The following is a 16,115-nucleotide window of genomic DNA, read 5'->3' as shown; positions in this document are numbered from 1 at the left end:
GGATTTATTCAAAATGGCTCAATAACTAATGCCAAAATCGGTCAGTATATAATGTCTGACAATTACGTGATGGGAATTCTGGGCTGGAAAATAGATAAACTCGGTAACGCCGAATTTAATAATGTCACTGTTAGGGGAACAGTATATGCGACAGCAGGTAAATTTAGCGGAACGATTGAAAGTAATGACGGCTATTTCGGTGGAACTGTATACGCTAATAAAATCATTGGCGATGTGGTTCAAGGTGTTCATTTAAAAGGATATGTAACAAATACAGGAATGTCGGCGGGCGCATCAGCAGATAGAGTCCCTAGCGGTGTATTGTGGAAGGTATTTTCATTTGATTCTGCAAATTTTGAGAGAGTGCTGATTATTAACGGAGATGTTACGTGGGGGAGCATCTACTCTGGAAACGATTTAAATCTACTAATAAATGGCGTGATCGTCCAAAGTTTCATTACAGGCGGGGCATCAACCCCAGCAGCAACAGTGGGCGGCGTTTCATTCAGAGTCCCTGCAACTGTCTTGGGTGGGATGGATGTTATCAGCATTCGATACAATAACTTTGGCGGCGGGAGTTCAAATGTCACCCCATTGTTTAATGCCACGGTGTTAGTGTGCAAGAAAGGAAGTGCTGGTGTTCTTGTTGGACCTAATAATATCCCCGCTTAATAAACTACCTCATAACCTGTGACGGACGCCTGTGTTATTTCGGTGTTCTAATTTAATTAAATATCATAAATGATAGGGATCACTATGATTGGTGCTTGGTATAGAACTGGGACAATTACAGCCCCATCCGGTCAGAACGTTATTACCGGTTCTGGAACTCAATGGGCTAACAATGTCATGGGTGTTGCTATTGGACAGGCATTGTATGTCACCAGATCCGATGGAAATACATTGGTTTATGAAATATTGGCTGTAGACAGTGATACTAAAATTAGAATTAATGGAAATATTGTTGATTCTTTGACTAATTCAAATTATGCAATTCATACATCTGTTTCTAATTCATATTCTGCATTAGCGCGTGAGTCATCAGCTCAATTAGGATTTTATCAACAGTTGTTTAAAGATTGGCAAAATATAACAACCAGTACTGGCGATGTCACTATTATTGCGCCAGATGGTTCAATTGTAGTTATTCCGTCACTTAATCAAATGAGCGCAGACATAGACAATAAATTGTCCCTTGATGGTGGGACGATGACCGGCCCGATGGTCTTGTCTGGTGATGGTACTACAGCTAAAAGCCCAGCATCTATGGCTCAATTAACGGGGGTGGTTGGTAGTGCTGCTAGCGCTATATTAAATTTCCCCGCCGCTGGTCTCGCGACGGGTATGTTCACTGCCGATGAAGTAGTAGTAGGAGACGCCGCAGGTCTAACTTATAGACTTAGGGGTGTGAGTGCGGGTATTAATATTTCAACAGTTGGCGCGGGAGGGATGGATACAGGAACCCCTCCCACAGATGGATTTGTTGCTATTTATGTTATGTACAATCCAACAACAAAAGCACGAGTTATGTTGGCACGGAATACAACAGGCTCTGTTGCGCCTCTTATATATTCAGGGGCAAATGCTCCAGCGGGTTACACAGCTTCTGCTTTAGTCAGTGTATGGCCCTTGTTAGGTGTTCGCTTCCGGCAAGGCTGGCAAAGGGATAGGCGTATTAATTTCCCCCCAATCACTATTTCTAGCGGAACCATACCCGTCACCTACCAGGCGATAGACTTATCAACCATATGTCCCAAGAATGCTAAAACTGCATTAGTGGAGGGTACGGCCAACGCAGGCGGTGGGGGTGCAAGCACCTCATTTGTTGTTTCAACAGATGCATCAGCAACAGGGAGGATTAGATTTCAAAATAATTCAGCAGTATGTATAGGCACGGGAGATGTATTGATTGGGGCCAATAACACTACTTATTTTACTGTAGGTGCATCGCCTGTCCAAGGCACCTGGGCACTGGTGGTGTCTGGTTATACATTCTAGGGGGTTTATATGGTAAATGTCATTTTTGAAGATGAAACACACGCCGTTATTAAGATGTACTTCGAAATCGCCCCCACTCCGGGTTTTTATCTCAACATGGGAACCGTAGAGGTGGATGACCCCCGTTGGTATGTATTTTTTTATAAGTTTGATGATTTTATGCGAGAGGGCTGGCCAGAACCAACATATGTTCCATCTATTGAGGGTGAGGATATTCTTGCAGAAGACGTAAATTAGAAATACAAAACCGGGCTTAATTGCCCGGTTAGTAAACTTATTTAGTTTTAATATCACAATCAGTATTAAAAGTTATATTTAACTCCTAACATCACCGCAGTATCGCTATAACCTTTGTTGCCGATCTGCTGGCCAACATTACCCCAAAGGTTGACGTTCTTATTCATTTGACCTTCAACACCCACTTTCAACTCACCGATATTTGCAGCACCATCCTGCTTCACTGTTACATTATCCATTGTTGTGCCAAAGTCTTTAGTATTATGGATCCAGTTTGCTTCAATAAACGGCTGGAATACACGGTCTTTGCCTTTATCCTGATCGCTGTAGCCGTTCATAAAGGCTTTTACACCCAGGCGGGTCTGAATATTACCATCACCTTCTCCAGACACATTCGTTCCGTTGGCTTCTTTATGGTCGTCAGCTTTCACACCCATCCAGGTAACTTGCGCCTTAGGTTGAATGAAGTAGGCGGCATTCTTAGCGGCATTTTCACCCACTTTAAAGGTATAACCACTTTCGACAGAAGCTGTTACCCCTTTGGATTTGTATTCTTCAGCAGCTAAGTTCTGGCCTTCAACGGTATTGTTGAACCAGCTGTATTGCACCCAACTGTCAACGTATAGTCCAGCTTTATCTTCGTTGTTCGCGTACCAAGTCCCATATACACCGGTACTATAGCCGTCGGTTGACCCTTTAGCGTTGTAGCCGGATGCCCGTGAAACAGTGGTACTTTTGCTATTACCATACCCAGCCATAACACCCAGATGGAAGCGGTCCGTTGTATTGCTGCTCCATTGAGCTATATCACCGCCCAATTGCACGACATAACGATTAGCCTGTGTACTCAGTTGGCCTGATGTATCACGAGAGCGGTTGTGACCACCTTCGTTACGCAACCACAGGCTGGTTAATTTATGTTCACCGGTCAATGCGTCGATATACTGTGTTTCACCCATGCGGTCATTAAGGTTCGTCACGAACATGTTATTGACTGCAGCCAGGTTAGCTGCATAATTGCTCGCTTCAGGACGTTTGATCATTAATGATGGGTCAACTGGGTCAACTGGGTCAACTGGGTCAACTGGGTCAACTGGGTCAACTGGGTCAACTGGGTCAACTGGAATAACTGGGTCAATTGGATCAACTGGAATAACTGTACTTGTCAGGTACCAATTATTTGCATTTGTTCCGACACCACGCGCCAGAGAGTAATCATAGGCGCCAGCAACAATACGTCCTTGTTTAACAAACTCACCGTTCGACAGCCCATTGACTTCAATCAGCTCAATGCCATTCAATGTTGCTGCACCACTGCCACCCAAGTTAGTCACACCCACGCGAGTTGTACCCGAAGTATTGCCGTTAACGACTAATTTATCAGTAGCCGAGGTGTCATTATTCAGTACTGAGTTAAAATTGAGCAAGCCATCGTTGCCGATGTAATTACCGGATACCGTCAGAATCGTACCTGGTACACCGTTAAGGCTCACAGTACCGCTATTACTTAGACTGTTCAGTGTCTGGTCGAAACCGGCTAAATCCAGTTCCCCCGCAGTCTCGACAATATATTCGGAAGCTGTACTGAAGCTGCTTGCAGCACCAGCCTTTAAGATGCCAGAATTAACTGTTGTCGTACCACTATAGGTATTTACGCCATTTAATACCGTCATACCACTGTAAACGGCCACTTTACCACTGCCAGCAATGGCAGAATTAAACTGATAATCAGTATCAATATGGTTAAAGACAATTGAGCTATCACCGCTCCCTAAGGTAATAAGTGGTGTATTAATATAACCGGCTAATGACGCAGTATAATTAGCTGCGCTACCAATATTCAGTACTCCGATTGAAGTTGCATCTTTAGCAATGGTTAAATTATCGGTTTGAACAGTCCCACTGTTATTAATAGTCAGTGAGGCGTTACCGCCAAACTCCCCAAAACGAATATCACCTGTATTAACCCAATTGGAGTTAACACCAGTGACCAAAACGTCACCTTTTGAGCCAGCGGTATAGCCGACATAGCTACCAGAACTACTGAGACTCCCGCCATCGGAGACGACGACAGAGCCATTCCCACTGTTACCAATAACCAAGCTGTTAGCGTTGTGCCAAGAAGAATCTGTACCTGAGATATTTACTCGGCCAGTGGCATCTTTCCCTGCACCAACATAACCAAAACTATCAGTTACAACGCCACCATTAGTGATATTTAGAGTACTATTAGAACCTACTGATGCGTAAAACGAACCAATTTGCAGGGTCTCGGCATTATCCCAACGAGAGTCGGTGCCGGTAATTTCTACCACTCCGATAGAGTCGTTAATATTCCCGCTTTGACTGGTTACTACACCACCATCAGAAACTACCATGGTGGCAGGGCCATTTGTTCCTATATCAAGTAAAGTACCCACTTGCCAGCGGGAACCTGCACCGTTCACTTCTACATAACCGGTTGAAGTCGTTCCTGCCGCAACGCTTGCTTTCGTTGCCGTGGTAACAACGCCGCCATTGGTGATTTTAAGACTGCCATCACCTTCATGGCCGATGAACATACGATTACCGGCATTCCAGATTGAGCCTAGACCTGTGACTTCAACGCTACCGGTTGAACCTGGGCGATACGCAATATCAGCATCATTTTGGTTAGTGACTACAGCACCATCGGTAATTCGCATCATGCCATTACTGTCATTTTCGCCACCAATGCGTAACTCACCGCCGTTGATTAATTGTGAATCAGTTCCACTGACTTCAAGATAACCAACAGCCCCAACACCAAAACCAACATGTGTCGCGTTAACAGGGTTATTTACAACTCCTCCATCCGCTATCAGTAATGTGCCGTTACCGTTATAACCAACAAAGAGCACCCCGTTATTTATCCACTTAGAGTCAGAGCCAGTAATAACTACCTCACCGGTAGCTGTAGAACTATAACCAATATAGCTCCATAGCCCAGCGGCTACATTTCCGCTGGTTAACGTTCCACCACTTCCGCTGTTCAACGGTCCACCATTGAAAATATCCATAGCACCAAATGACGTATTACCAATTATTATTACCCCTGGAATATCCCAGTCAGGTAAGTCGGGTATTACATCACCTGTAAAACCGATGTCAGCATAAGAAGTTGTAGTACTAATCGCAGATATAATAGTTAAGGCGATACAAGATAATTTGTAGTTAAATTTTTTCATTTTAAGTAATGGCCCAGATATAAAATATGATAAAAAGAATAAGTTTATTAATATGAATTCTCGTTTACTTTTTAAAATACACATGAGCATCAAATTTATTACTGCAACGATAATTCATGAACTCACGATAACGTGATTTAGGTCAAAAAATAATCAGATACTAGGGTTGGTTTTGTAGGAATATTCCTGTTTTTCGTTTAAGTATCTAAATTTCCGTATCCAAATAATCAGTTTAAAATAATATTAATAATTGTATTAAGTTTTCATCAATGTGGTTGGCATCATAGAACAGATTCATTGCTCCACAAATACTGGGGGGATATCGGGGAGGGAGTAGCCGGTAGGTAACCGGTCAGATAGAAGGTGTTAAGCCTGAAACCAGTCATCAGCGCTTTCCCACGTCTCCTGCAAAATCTCCTGAATCACTTCTTTGTCGTCAGGCGACCCACCGAATACAGTTAACCCGTCCATACCTGCCAATCTTATTGTAGCCTCAGCCTCTGGATAGCGACGCTTTACGCGATCATTAAACTCGATAGCTAGAGCGGATAGAGCGCCGGCGGGTAATTTCTTGGTTTTATCAACGGTCACTTCGATACGTAGCATGATTTTTACTCCCACATTAATGCACTGGTTTTTTATACAGCACTTTGAGTGGGGAGTTCAATCTGTTTTTACGAACACCAGCCGATAAGATACTAAATATTTACTTCTTCATTTCGCCACTCATCCTTTTATAATGCCCACGCTGACAGGTATACTCAACTTTTAGCAGTGAACAATAAACCGGATAATGAGCCGGATAAAACAAATGGGATTTAAAATGAAAAAACATTTAAATCAATCATTTATGATGTTTAATGCGTATTTCGCTGCGGAATAGATCATGGATTGGTTCACTCTTGGTCCTGGGGTTTTGGGGATACTATTTTTAGTCTCTTTAATGGCCGGATTTATTGATTCCATTGCCGGTGGTGGTGGGTTACTTACCGTCCCGGCATTGTTGGCAGTGGGGCTACCGCCTGCGCAAGTTTTGGCGACCAATAAATTGCAATCTGTCGGTGGATCATTCTCCGCTAGCCTTTATTTTATCCGCCGTGGAGCGGTGAATCTAAAGGATCAGCGGCTGACCATCGCACTCACCGTGGTTGGGTCAATGTTGGGGGCTATTTTGGTCCAACATATGCGCGCTGATCTTTTGCGCCAAATTCTGCCCTTGTTGGTCATTGGTATTGGTGTCTATTTTCTGGTGACACCAAAACTCGGTGAAGTTGACCAACAGCGCCGTTTGTCCGCGTGGCCATTTGCCTTGATAGCGGGTGGCGGTGTCGGCTTTTATGATGGTTTCTTCGGCCCAGGAGCCGGCTCATTTTATGCTTTGGCCTTTGTGACCCTGTGTGGCTTTAATCTGGCAAAATCGACTGCTCACGCTAAAGTACTCAATTTCACCTCCAATGTGGGCAGCCTGATATTTTTTATCGTCGGCGGCAAAGTGGTGTGGAGTATCGGGATGGTGATGCTGGTCGGGCAAGTGTTGGGTGCTCGCCTTGGGGCGCACATGGTTCTGACTAAAGGGCAGAAATTAATTCGTCCAATGATTGTCGTAGTGTCATTTATCATGAGCTGTAAGTTGCTTTATGACAGCCACGGCGCTGAGATTAGTTCTTGGTTAGGATTACACGTTTTCGCATAACTTTAAGGTATCGGGGCAAGGGTAAAGTGATAAATCCTTGTCGATACCGCTCTGACGGACCCCAGCATGACCCATGATTATCAGCAATTAATCGGCATTTTTAATACCTGTTTTAGTGATGAATATAATACGCAGTTGGTAAAGGGCGATGATGAACCCATCTACCTGCCAGCCGATGAACAATTTCCTTATCATCGGGTGATTTTCGCCCATGGCTATTATGCCAGTGCGATGCATGAAATCTCTCATTGGTGTATTGCCGGTGAAGAGCGGCGCAAGCAAATAGATTTTGGCTACTGGTATTGCCCTGATGGGCGTGATGCATTAACCCAGAGCCAGTTTGAGGTAGTCGAGATCAAACCACAGGCACTGGAGTGGATGTTCTGCGTTGCGGCGGGTTTCCCTTTCAATGTCAGTTGCGACAATCTGGAAGGCGATTGTGAACCTGATCGGATAACATTCCAGCGTAAAGTACGTGAACAAGTACTATGGCATCTCGAAAATGGAATATCCCCACGACCTGCGGGCTTTATTCAGGCGCTACAATCGTTTTACAATACGCCGCCGCTGGCACCAGAACTTTTCCCTTACCCGGAAGATTTAGTTTAAACATATCCTTTGCATTTGAAGCCACGAGGTCACTAACCCGTGAGGTCAATTGCGTTGAATACAGAACATAGAATTTACACCCAATAGATTTCAAACCACAGACAGGTGGCAAAGGCGTTCATCTTAATGAGCTGATTCAAGTCAGTTATTCAGGTGATCGAGAGCCGTCAACACGGTGGTGGTTTGAAATATGTGGGTTATTAAGGAAAAGTGATGATCGCAGATTTCGAAACGCACATTTTAGCGCAAATTGACGACATGGTAGAGCACGCCAGTGATGATGATCTCTTTGCGGGTGGCTATTTACGTGGTCATCTGACACTAGCAGTGGCGGAATCCGAAGAGCACGGCGAGACTTCAGCCGAGCAGTTGCATGCACGTGTGCAGCATAGTCTGGACAAGGCTATCAAAGCCGGTGAATTGTCTCCGCCGGATCAGGTGTTAGTTTTGGGGTTGTGGGATCGCTTGCTCGAGCAAGCCCAAAATCCCCTTCGTCCTTGAAGCCGCAGGGGCGTTAGCGGCGTTCACTTACCCGAATCACTTACTGATGTAAGCTCATCGGGATGCGTTCGCTTGCTGCCTACCTGCAACTCCAATGACTTTGGGGATTTCTTTTCCTTGAAGCCGCAGGGGTGTTAGCGGCGTTCACTTACCCGAATCACTTACTCATGTTTGCCTCAGAAGCTGCCGGTGCACGATGCTGCACTGGCCTGCCTTTCAGTAATTTTCGAACCCAGAAACGGTTAGGGTTGAGGGCGGCGAGTGTCGTGGCATCTAACGGCAGCGGCTCACCAAACATTTGTGCTGCCAAAATTTCAGCGACCAATGGGGCGCTGCATAACCCGCGTGATCCCAAGGCCCCGGCCATAAACAGATCTGGATAAACAGGGGCAACATCCACCGGCTCTCCCTGCTTTATTTGCTGTTGTAAATCCTGATACTGCTCTAGTGTTGCAGCATAGTCTGGCACTGCTCCCACCATAGGCAAATGGTCACGGATAGCACACCGCACACCACAGCGAGCCTGATTATCACTAATATCAACCTGCTGCGGCCAGCTCACTTCTGACAGGCAGCGTAACAGACGGTCCCGATTTTCTTGCTGCTCAGTGGCGCGAAAATCGGTGGTGACATCGCCGCGTTGATAGCTGGCACCTATGCAGTGATGCTGGTTGGTCGGATTCACCGGCGTCAGGTAGCCGTCATAGCAAAGCACTTGCTGCAACTGACTCAGCACCGGGGTTGTGGGAATGTGTGAAACCTGCCCACGCACCGCAGACAGTGGCAGATGGCGTGTTTGTTCCCAATCGGTCAGGCGATGACCGGTCGCAAGCACAACCGTGGCGTGCTGTTTGGTTTCTCGTGGCGGCTGGAAGTGTAACTGCCACTGTCCATTAACACGTTCTAATTGAGACAATTCATGCTGATAATGGCAAGCCATGCCATTTTGTTGTGCTAGCACCATCAGCGCGAGGGTGAGGTCTGATGGGCAAAGCCAGCCCCCCGCCGGATAGTGAATGCCATCATGAGCGCAATCCAATCCAGCCAGAGCACTGAGTTGTTCCCGACTCATGGCTTGGGCTAGTGGCTTTGGCCAGTCTATCTGTAGCATTTTATCTATCTTGCCACGGCTTTTGTCGTCAAACGCCAATTGACTGACGCCGCACCATTGATGGTCAAAACTCACGCCTTGCTCAACGAACTGATCGTATTGGCGGCGAGCAAAGGTAAAGGCGCTGGTAAAAAAGGTTTCTAGCGCATCACTTTTACCGTTCAGTAGTGGGTAGAGCGCACCTTGGCGATTGCCTGACGCCCCTTGTGCAGGTTGTGCATCCGCGCAGTAAAGCGTTACTTTGGCGCCACGGCGCAGCAGTGCCAATGCCGTCAACGCACTGACAATCCCACCACCAATAATAGCGACATCATCACAATGGCTTGCCGCAGGGCGGTGATACCAAGGTAGTGATGGGGATGTGTGGTTCTGTAGCCGCGCGCCCGTCAGCATTTCACGTTTTTGCCCGAAGCCTTTGATTTTCGCCACCTCAAACCCGGCTTGTTGCAATCCACGGCGTACAAATCCGGCGGCAGTAAAGGTGGCAAATGTTCCTCCGGGTCTTGCCATTCGCGCCATTGAATTGAACAGCGTGTCATTCCACATATCTGGATTTTTCGAAGGGGCAAAACCATCAAGAAACCAGGCATCCACTTGATTGTTGAGACTGGCATCTAACTGTGGCAGCAGAGTATTGACATCACCAAACCACAAATCCAGCGTGATGGTACCCTCTGCCAATAATATACGGTGGCATCCAGCCAGTGGCAGTGGCCACTGTGCGCGGAGCTGTTCAGCAAACGTGGCTAATTCAGGCCAGCGGCTATGGGCCGCCAGTAAATCAGTGACCTGAAGCGGGTATTTTTCAAAGCTAATATAGTGCAATCGCTGGAGTTGGGCTGTTGGCTGTTGTTGTCTGAATTGAGCAAAATCGCGCCATAATGTTAGAAAATTCAACCCAGTACCGAAGCCTGTTTCGGCAAAAATGCAGTTTGGGCGTGGGTGCTGAATAAAGCGCTCAGGAAAGCCATTTCCCTTAAGAAAAACGTAGTGAGTTTCTTCCAACCCATCTTCATTAGAAAAATAGATGTCATCAAACTGTTCCGATACAGGTGTACCTTGTTCATTCCAGCTCAATGTTGCCGTTTGGATTGGGGAATTACTCACGTTTAAAGACTCGTATCTCAAGGGGTGGGGCGATTCTAACTATGTGACCCGCCTCGTGCAAATCGGAAAATTATCTGGGTATATTACGCTGATCGGACTTGTTCGGCGTACAACTGTACGCTAAAGTGCGTTGCAAAATCCCGAATGTAAAATAAGTGGAAGAGGTATTGAATGAAGCGTGCAGTAATTACTGGCTTGGGTATTGTCTCCAGCATTGGTAATAACCAGCAGGAAGTTCTGGCGTCTTTGCAAGAAGGCCGCTCTGGCATTACTTTCGCCCAGGAATTTAAAGACGCAGGTATGCGCAGTCATGTATGGGGCGATGTAAAACTCGCATCAGAGCCAAAAGACCTTATTGACCGCAAAGTGTTGCGTTTTATGAGCGATGCCTCCATTTATGCATATCTTGCGATGCAAGAAGCGATTGCAGATTCTGGTTTGGCTGATGAGCAGGTATCTAATTTCCGCAGTGGGTTGGTTGTGGGTTCCGGTGGTGGTTCACCGCGCAATCAGGTTGCTGGTTCTGACGCAATGCGCACTCCGCGTGGCTTAAAAGGCGTCGGTCCTTATATGGTGACCAAAGCGATGGCATCCGGTGTCTCCGCATGTCTGGCGACGCCATTTAAAATCAAAGGTGTTAACTATTCCATTAGCTCCGCGTGCGCAACCTCAGCACATTGTATTGGCCATGCATTGGAATTGATCCAACTGGGCAAACAAGATGTTGTTTTCGCTGGCGGCGGTGAAGAACTGTGCTGGGAAATGGCCTGTGAGTTCGATGCAATGGGCGCTTTGTCTACTAAATACAATGAAACGCCAGCAAAAGCGTCTCGTACTTACGATAAAGACCGTGATGGTTTTGTTATCGCAGGTGGTGGCGGTATGGTGGTTGTTGAAGAACTTGAGCATGCGCTAGCGCGTGGTGCACATATCTATGCTGAGATTGTTGGCTACGGCGCAACGTCTGACGGTGCCGATATGGTGGCGCCATCAGGTGAAGGTGCAGTGCGTTGCATGAAGATGGCAATGGAAGGTGTCGACACCCCAATCGACTATATGAACGTACACGGCACATCTACACCGGTAGGTGATGTGAAAGAGCTGGGTGCCATTCGTGAAGTGTTTGGCAATAACACACCCGCTATCTCTTCAACGAAAGCCATGACCGGTCACTCTTTAGGGGCCGCAGGTGTCCACGAAGCTATCTTCAGCCTATTGATGGTTGAGCACGGCTTTATTGCACCAAGCATCAATATTGAAAATCTGGACGAGCAGGCTGAGGGGATGAATATCATCACCGAACCAACAAAACGTGAACTGACCACTGTGATGTCTAACAGCTTTGGTTTCGGCGGGACTAACGCCACATTGGTTATGCGTAAATATCAGAAATAAGGTCAGGAGCAGTTATATCTGCTGATTGATACTTAATAATAAGGCCCACGAGAGATCGTGGGCTTTTTTATTCGCTATAAAATAAACACTATTCCCAAAAAAGAGTGCAATAGTTAGGTAATTGACCCTTTTTTATCAATTTCGTCTTTTTCTATAAAAGAGTGCTGGTTGATCACTTGTTATTCATAAAAATATCTTATACTAAATAACCGAAATAGATAACAACACAGAAAATAGGTGATTGAATACTAACGTATTAGCGTAAATTAACGTTGTTTTGAATGAATTTATACTCTTTTAAAGTCAAATTTTAAGTTAAAAAATCCTTGCCTGCCCAAAAACGTTAATTCACAATATTAAAACAATAATTAAACAAATCTATTTTTTGCTTTTTAATATACTCACACAGCAGGGTAGTTCAATGAGCGATAATCAAAGTGATCAGAAGGTGAAGATTGCCGATTTAAATGAGCGCGTTGTTCATGAAATTCTTGAAGTGATAAGTGATGGTATCTGGGATTGGAATGCAAACAGTGGTTTTGTTTATCGTAATACGGGTTGGTATGAAATGCTGGGTTATCCTGCCCATGCCTTTGAAAATACAGTGCATACATGGGAGAAAATTATCCATCCAGAAGATTTCGAAAGGGTAATGTACCAGTTCGATGCCTATATTAATAATCAAGCCGAAAGATATCAGACAGAATATCGCTGTAGGACGCATGACGGCAGCTATATCTGGATTGAGGATCGTGGCAAAGTGGTTGAACGTAATCGCGATGGTTCAGTATCAAGAATGATCGGTGCTCATCGGAATATTCATGATAGAAAACATCTTCTTGAAAAATTGGAATTAAAAAATAAATCTCTGGAAGCATTAGTTGAAGAAAGAACCGCCGAATTACGCGAAATCAATTTCCAACTTAAGCAGCAGTTAGATATCAAAAAGATTCTCTCCGAAACGGATGTATTAACTTCCGCTGCAAATCGTTATTTGTTGGAAAAAGTACTCAAGCATGAATATCACCGAGCAAAGCGTTTTTGCCAACCGCTGTCATTACTCTCGTTAGATTTAGATAATTTTAAATCTATTAATGACAGATACGGCCATTCTACCGGGGATTTAGCCCTGACACATATTGTTGACATAATTAGGAATAATATTAGAGAGGTTGACATTTTAGGCCGCTGGGGAGGGGATGAATTTATGATTGTTTTACCCAACACACAATTAGCAGAGGCGAAAGGTATTGCAGAGAAAATCCGAAAATTAATTGAGATGATGCCGGTGGAAGGCAATATAAATGTGACAATGAGCCTGGGTGTGGTTGAATTGGAGCCAAATGAGGCGCAGGAGCAATTATTACTTCGTGTCGACAGAATGCTTTATAACTCAAAAGCCTCCGGCAAAAATATTATCAGTGGTTAATGCTGCTGATTTTTGCCGCCGTTTTACAGCGGCATAGTTTTAGATAATATTTATTCAAACTTCAGGGCATACTCTGCGGCAGCGTTGGCATGTATTGCCGTGGTATCAAATACCGGAACATGGGCATCTTGTGCATTCACCAGCAGGGTAATTTCGGTGCAACCAAAGATTATGCCTTGTGCACCTTGCTCCTCTAATTTCCCCATGATGCGGCGATATTCTTGGCGGGAAGTGTCATTGATGGTGCCCAGACATAGCTCTTCATAAATAATACGATTAACAATTTCTCGATCAGCGCTATCTGGTGTAATGACATCAATACTATGTTGTTGTGTTAAACGACCACGATAGAAATCTTGCTCCATGGTATAGCGGGTGCCCAGTAGACCAATTTTGCTTAACCCTTGTCGCTTAATTTGTGCCGCCGTGGCGTCAGCAATATGCAGTAACGGTAATCCGCAGGCAGCCTCAATATCATCTGCCACTTTGTGCATGGTATTGGTACACACTACAATAATGTCAGCTCCCGCACGTTTTAATGATACTGCGGCATTAGACAATACTTGCGCTGCGGTTTGCCAATCACCTTTAGCTTGAAGCTGTTCGATTTCATGAAAATCCACACTGTAGAGAATAATCTTGGCGCTATGCAATCCACCTAATTGTTCTTTAACGTGCTGGTTAATCATACGGTAATAGGGGATGGTTGATTCCCAGCTCATTCCGCCAATTAGGCCTAAAATTTTCATCATTATTATTCCTATCAAGTGATCCGTGGCAAGCGAGGGCATTATTTCACGCGGATATCAAGATAACAGCCAGAGATACGCTAAGACAACCAGGTCTTATGATTGCTGGATAGGATTCTTTTGAGATGATATTGCCTCAGGATAACCGCCGAAGCGGCTACCCTGAATGTGTATGGTTGGTTAGAACCAAGCCTCCCACATTGCCCCGATGTTGAAGGAATCCAGACGAGTATCTTCTGTGTCCGTGGTGGTCGCGGTATGTTTGTTATCGACTTCGCCGCCAGTGACATAGAAGCGCAACATTGGTCTGAAATCAGCCCCCATATCGATGGAGACGTTCTGAGACAGTGTCAGTTTCCAGCCTCTGTTATCGCCGCCAGTATCGTAATCTACCCGTTGATAGCCCGCTTCAAGCCAAGTGGAGTGAACATCATTCCAGAAATGCATCGGGCGGATAATGACACCATAGTTGCGGCGATTATCCTCGCTGTGGTTGCTTCTATCGTAATCATGGAATGCGGCGAGATAGGTGACAGAGGTTTGCGGCGTGAACTTATAAGTCCCCTCGACGCTGGTATAAACTGTGCGAAGATCGCTAGTTTTGTTGTAAACGCTGTTATCCGAGTTGTCTGAATAACGAGTCACCCATTTATTTTCAATGTTTTGGCCGGTATGGCTGAGTACTACCGCCGTTTGCCATGCTTTCAGTTTTTCTTCGCTTTCGATGGCTTTAGAATCAAAACCATAGTTGGTATACAGCTCAAAATTGACTGGCCCAAATTTCACACCATGGATTTTAGATGTCAGAGCATAGTGGCCATTATCACCGGTTCCTGAGCCACCGGTACAAGTAATACGCGATGGGTTGGACTGATCCGCGACGACTTGTGGGCTACAAGATTGTACTGAACCGACCGCTGCAGCATCGAGCTGAAGCACACCCAGATCCAGATTTTTAATCCCGGCACCTTGCCCATCATGGGTCATCCAAAAGTAGTCGTTGATGCCTTGTTGTGGACGCTGATGGAAATCACGACCAGCCCATAAATAGGCGTTAGGCTGAGATTCAAACAAGTTAGTGACGCCAGCGTAGGCTTTTTTCAGGTTAACTTCATCACCCCAGTGATCAAGCATGACCACCACATCCCATAGCGCGCCGTTATTACCTTTAAAGGCTTTAGAAAGTTGGAATTCCCCACCATTGCCTTCATTCCCCAAACGACCAATAGCTGAAGAACCATTATATGAGCCATCGACACCTATGTATTTCTGGTCACCGGCTTGGAAATGCGCGCCATAACGTGCATAAGCATTGAATTTTAGACCATAAGGAATTTCTGTCTCTGGTGAGGGTTTGATTGCTGACGTATCAACGACATCGACATTCTTTTTTTGTACCAGAGTGGCATCTATCTTTTCCTGACGTTCTGCCAGTGCTTTTTCTACAGCTTGAGCAACAATTTGATTTAATTGCTCAGGGGTAATTGTTTGTGCTGCTGTTTGTGTCGTTCCTTGTGCAAATACGGAAATAGGGCAAAGCGCGGCGATAACCGCCATTGTTAATGGAAGCTGTTTAAATATTTTCATCGCTATCTCAATTTAATAAGTTATTATTTAGATAATAATTATCCCGCTCGGATAGGACAGGATAATCATGCCATCACCAAAATAAGGTTTTTATAATGTAATTTTATTGAGCTTAATTTAAATTCTTCGCGTAATAATCTCTCCGTTCAAGATGGATAATATTTTTCTATTTGCGAATGTAATATTAACGCTGATAAAGATGGATAATTTCTTCCGATAATTCCCGTGCTAATAAAGATGTCATTAAATGGTCTTGAGCATGAACCATAATTAATGTCATCGGCTGCCGGGCTTCCCCCGCATCCTGCTCAATTAGCTTTGTCTGCATATGGTGTGCCTGGCGAGCAAAGTCGTCAGCCTCTAGCAATAAGCTTTTGGCGCGGTCAATGTCACCTTTACGCGCAGCTTGCAGTGCTTCAAAACAAAGGCTGCGCGACTGCCCAGCATTAACAATAATTTCCATTACTGCTTCTTCTAATTCAATCATTATTCA

14 protein-coding genes are annotated in these 16,115 nt (G+C 45.1%); 8 read left to right on the top strand and 6 right to left on the bottom strand.

Annotation, left to right across the window (positions count from 1 at the left end):
- From HUZ92_RS04845 to HUZ92_RS04835, 3 genes are all read left to right on the top strand, one after another.
- The coding region (locus HUZ92_RS04845) for a DUF3672 domain-containing protein (protein WP_217450612.1) at positions 1-672 on the top strand (672 nt) is incomplete at its 5' end.
- A gap of 84 nt (positions 673-756) precedes the next feature.
- Positions 757-1,998, top strand: a complete 1,242-nt coding sequence (locus HUZ92_RS21010; protein ID WP_080990618.1) for a hypothetical protein — start codon at positions 757-759, stop codon at positions 1,996-1,998.
- A gap of 9 nt (positions 1,999-2,007) precedes the next feature.
- Entirely contained in the window at positions 2,008-2,235 is a 228-nt protein-coding gene (locus tag HUZ92_RS04835) for a hypothetical protein (protein WP_050295277.1), read from the top strand.
- A gap of 65 nt (positions 2,236-2,300) precedes the next feature.
- Here HUZ92_RS04835 and HUZ92_RS04830 read toward each other — a convergent pair whose 3' ends face one another.
- Entirely contained in the window at positions 2,301-5,441 is a 3,141-nt protein-coding gene (locus HUZ92_RS04830; RefSeq protein ID WP_145580010.1) for an autotransporter outer membrane beta-barrel domain-containing protein, read from the bottom strand.
- A 366-nt stretch (positions 5,442-5,807) separates the two neighbouring features.
- Entirely contained in the window at positions 5,808-6,047 is a 240-nt protein-coding gene (locus HUZ92_RS04825; RefSeq protein ID WP_019210716.1) for a DinI-like family protein, read from the bottom strand.
- A 280-nt stretch (positions 6,048-6,327) separates the two neighbouring features.
- Here HUZ92_RS04825 and HUZ92_RS04820 point away from each other — a divergent pair, with 280 nt between their 5' ends.
- The 3 genes from HUZ92_RS04820 to HUZ92_RS04810 all read left to right on the top strand — a co-directional run bounded on the left by HUZ92_RS04820 (position 6,328) and on the right by HUZ92_RS04810 (position 8,244).
- A complete protein-coding gene (locus HUZ92_RS04820) occupies positions 6,328-7,134 on the top strand; it encodes a sulfite exporter TauE/SafE family protein (protein ID WP_050101557.1) in 807 nt (268 codons plus the stop codon).
- 66 nt (positions 7,135-7,200) lie between these two features.
- A complete protein-coding gene (locus tag HUZ92_RS04815) occupies positions 7,201-7,743 on the top strand; it encodes an elongation factor P hydroxylase (protein WP_050101559.1) in 543 nt (180 codons plus the stop codon).
- A gap of 213 nt (positions 7,744-7,956) precedes the next feature.
- Entirely contained in the window at positions 7,957-8,244 is a 288-nt protein-coding gene (locus HUZ92_RS04810) for a YfcL family protein (protein WP_050101560.1), read from the top strand.
- A 157-nt stretch (positions 8,245-8,401) separates the two neighbouring features.
- On the opposite strand, the gene mnmC is transcribed toward HUZ92_RS04810, so the two are convergent.
- Entirely contained in the window at positions 8,402-10,462 is a 2,061-nt protein-coding gene (gene mnmC, locus HUZ92_RS04805; protein ID WP_050295280.1) for a bifunctional tRNA (5-methylaminomethyl-2-thiouridine)(34)-methyltransferase MnmD/FAD-dependent 5-carboxymethylaminomethyl-2-thiouridine(34) oxidoreductase MnmC, read from the bottom strand.
- Positions 10,463-10,633: 171 nt separating this feature from the next.
- Between mnmC and fabB the strand changes: the two genes are divergently transcribed.
- Both fabB and HUZ92_RS04795 read left to right on the top strand, forming a co-directional pair.
- On the top strand, positions 10,634-11,857 hold the full coding sequence (gene fabB / locus HUZ92_RS04800) for a beta-ketoacyl-ACP synthase I (RefSeq protein ID WP_050096852.1): 1,224 nt from the start codon (positions 10,634-10,636) through the stop codon (positions 11,855-11,857).
- A 421-nt stretch (positions 11,858-12,278) separates the two neighbouring features.
- Positions 12,279-13,286 carry a sensor domain-containing diguanylate cyclase gene (locus tag HUZ92_RS04795; RefSeq protein ID WP_050096853.1) on the top strand — a complete coding sequence of 336 codons (1,008 nt, stop codon included), beginning with the start codon at positions 12,279-12,281 and terminating at the stop codon, positions 13,284-13,286.
- A 50-nt stretch (positions 13,287-13,336) separates the two neighbouring features.
- On the opposite strand, the gene HUZ92_RS04790 is transcribed toward HUZ92_RS04795, so the two are convergent.
- From HUZ92_RS04790 to HUZ92_RS04780, 3 genes are all read right to left on the bottom strand, one after another.
- A complete protein-coding gene (locus tag HUZ92_RS04790) occupies positions 13,337-14,035 on the bottom strand; it encodes an aspartate/glutamate racemase family protein (RefSeq protein ID WP_174846792.1) in 699 nt (232 codons plus the stop codon).
- Between the two features lie 180 nt (positions 14,036-14,215).
- Positions 14,216-15,622, bottom strand: coding sequence for a carbohydrate porin (locus HUZ92_RS04785; protein ID WP_050096855.1), 1,407 nt, complete (start codon positions 15,620-15,622; stop codon positions 14,216-14,218).
- Positions 15,623-15,806: 184 nt separating this feature from the next.
- Positions 15,807-16,109, bottom strand: a complete 303-nt coding sequence (locus tag HUZ92_RS04780) for a PTS lactose/cellobiose transporter subunit IIA (RefSeq protein ID WP_050096856.1) — start codon at positions 16,107-16,109, stop codon at positions 15,807-15,809.
- Positions 16,110-16,115 lie beyond the last annotated feature (6 nt).

It is taken from the genome of Yersinia vastinensis, from assembly GCF_902726565.1.
GTDB classification, from domain to species: domain Bacteria; phylum Pseudomonadota; class Gammaproteobacteria; order Enterobacterales; family Enterobacteriaceae; genus Yersinia; species Yersinia vastinensis.
Note: the sequence above shows the minus strand (reverse complement) of the source record. Positions and strands in the feature narration are given on the sequence as shown.

What these genes read in the sequence shown, in the direction of transcription:
- HUZ92_RS04830 (WP_145580010.1), bottom strand. Translation starts at nt 5,441, where the DNA reads ATGAAAAAATTTAACTACAAATTATCTTGTATCGCCTTAACTATTATA.
- HUZ92_RS04825 (WP_019210716.1), bottom strand. Translation starts at nt 6,047, where the DNA reads ATGCTACGTATCGAAGTGACCGTTGATAAAACCAAGAAATTACCCGCC.
- HUZ92_RS04815 (WP_050101559.1), top strand. Translation starts at nt 7,201, where the DNA reads ATGACCCATGATTATCAGCAATTAATCGGCATTTTTAATACCTGTTTT.
- HUZ92_RS04790 (WP_174846792.1), bottom strand. Translation starts at nt 14,035, where the DNA reads ATGAAAATTTTAGGCCTAATTGGCGGAATGAGCTGGGAATCAACCATC.
- HUZ92_RS04820 (WP_050101557.1), top strand. Translation starts at nt 6,328, where the DNA reads ATGGATTGGTTCACTCTTGGTCCTGGGGTTTTGGGGATACTATTTTTA.
- HUZ92_RS04810 (WP_050101560.1), top strand. Translation starts at nt 7,957, where the DNA reads ATGATCGCAGATTTCGAAACGCACATTTTAGCGCAAATTGACGACATG.
- HUZ92_RS04785 (WP_050096855.1), bottom strand. Translation starts at nt 15,622, where the DNA reads ATGAAAATATTTAAACAGCTTCCATTAACAATGGCGGTTATCGCCGCG.
- HUZ92_RS04835 (WP_050295277.1), top strand. Translation starts at nt 2,008, where the DNA reads ATGGTAAATGTCATTTTTGAAGATGAAACACACGCCGTTATTAAGATG.
- HUZ92_RS04780 (WP_050096856.1), bottom strand. Translation starts at nt 16,109, where the DNA reads ATGATTGAATTAGAAGAAGCAGTAATGGAAATTATTGTTAATGCTGGG.
- HUZ92_RS21010 (WP_080990618.1), top strand. Translation starts at nt 757, where the DNA reads ATGATTGGTGCTTGGTATAGAACTGGGACAATTACAGCCCCATCCGGT.
- HUZ92_RS04795 (WP_050096853.1), top strand. Translation starts at nt 12,279, where the DNA reads ATGAGCGATAATCAAAGTGATCAGAAGGTGAAGATTGCCGATTTAAAT.
- fabB (WP_050096852.1), top strand. Translation starts at nt 10,634, where the DNA reads ATGAAGCGTGCAGTAATTACTGGCTTGGGTATTGTCTCCAGCATTGGT.